This is a genomic window from Vibrio sp. Vb1026 (assembly GCF_033338745.1).
In the GTDB taxonomy this organism is placed as follows: Bacteria; Pseudomonadota; Gammaproteobacteria; order Enterobacterales; family Vibrionaceae; genus Vibrio; species Vibrio alginolyticus.
On the sequence record NZ_JAWOTH010000089.1, the window covers coordinates 1 to 1,394 of the forward strand.

The window sequence follows — 1,394 nt, forward strand, 5'->3', positions numbered from 1 at the left end:
GAGCCAAAGCGTCGTCGCGGTCTAATTCTCTCTATTAGTATGAAACTTTTATGAAGGCAAGAGCGTGGCTCTTGACGCCTTGGCACAATTAAATAAACATATACGCATATCCATATATAGGTATGTTAACTATGCTTCCACATCAGTTTTTCAAGCTTTTATCTGACGAGACTCGTGTGCGCTGCTTAATGCTGGTGGCCCGCGAAGGAGAAATTTGCGTAGGTGATTTGGCGTTTGCATTGCAAGAGAGTCAGCCGAAAGTTTCTCGTCATCTTGCTCAGTTAAGATCGAGTGGCATTTTAGTCGATAAGCGTCAGGGACAATGGGTGTACTACGAGTTATCGCAGCAATTGCCAGGATGGATGCGCAAGTTGATTGAAGACTTAGTAGCATCGAATTGCTTGAAGCAAGAATACCAAGACGACATTACACGCTTGCACGATAAAAGTCGTGAGGCTTGCTGTTAACAGCGAACAAAGATTCAAGGTTGAAGATTAAAGGGTAAGACTATGACGATTAAAGTAGGGATTAACGGGTTTGGGCGCATTGGGCGTTTGGCGCTGCGCGCGGCATTCGATTGGCCAGAATTGGAATTTGTGCAAATCAATGATGTTGCGGGCGATGCAGCAACGTTGGGCCACTTATTGGAGTTCGACTCTGTTCAAGGCCGTTGGCACCATGAAGTGCAGGTTGAGGGAAATGAACTCGTCATCAATGGCAAGCGCATCGCGACGACACAGCATCGCGACATCGATGCAGTGAATTGGCCTGGTTGTGATGTTGTGATTGAAGCGACAGGCGTGCACCGCAAAACATCGTACCTTGACCAATATCTCGATCAGGGCGTGAAGCGAGTGGTGGTTAGCGCACCAGTGAAAGAAGAAGGTATTGCGAACATCGTTGTTGGCGTGAACGACCACATTTTCGATCCTGACAAACATCGTATCGTGACAGCGGCTTCGTGCACGACCAACTGCATCGCACCAGTAGTAAAAGTCATTCATGAGAAATTGGGCATTGAGCAATCCTCTTTCACGACGATTCATGATTTGACCAATACGCAAACCATTTTGGATGCACCGCACAAAGATCTGCGTCGTGCTCGTGCGTGTGGCATGAGTCTTATCCCGACCACCACGGGCAGTGCGACTGCGATTGTGGAAATTTTCCCTGATTTAAAAGGCAAGATTAACGGCCACGCAGTGCGTGTCCCGTTGGCGAATGCGTCACTGACAGACATCATCTTCGATGTGAAACGCGATACCACCGCAGAAGAAGTGAATGCTTTGCTGAAAGAAGCGTCAGAAGGTGAGCTAAAAGGCATTCTTGGCTTTGAAGAGCGTCCGTTGGTGTCGATCGATTACAAAGGCGATCAACGCTCAACCATCGTTGAT

2 protein-coding genes are annotated in these 1,394 nt (G+C 47.8%); both read left to right on the forward strand.

All coding sequences use genetic code 11. From position 1 onward, the window contains the following. The first annotated feature begins 131 nt into the window (after nt 1–131). A complete protein-coding gene (locus R7E47_RS24365) occupies nt 132–467 on the forward strand; it encodes a metalloregulator ArsR/SmtB family transcription factor (protein WP_005478993.1) in 336 nt (111 codons plus the stop codon). 42 nt (nt 468–509) lie between these two features. After that, nucleotides 510–1,394 (forward strand): ArsJ-associated glyceraldehyde-3-phosphate dehydrogenase (locus R7E47_RS24370; RefSeq protein WP_318085260.1); only part of this gene is annotated, 885 nt, incomplete at its 3' end.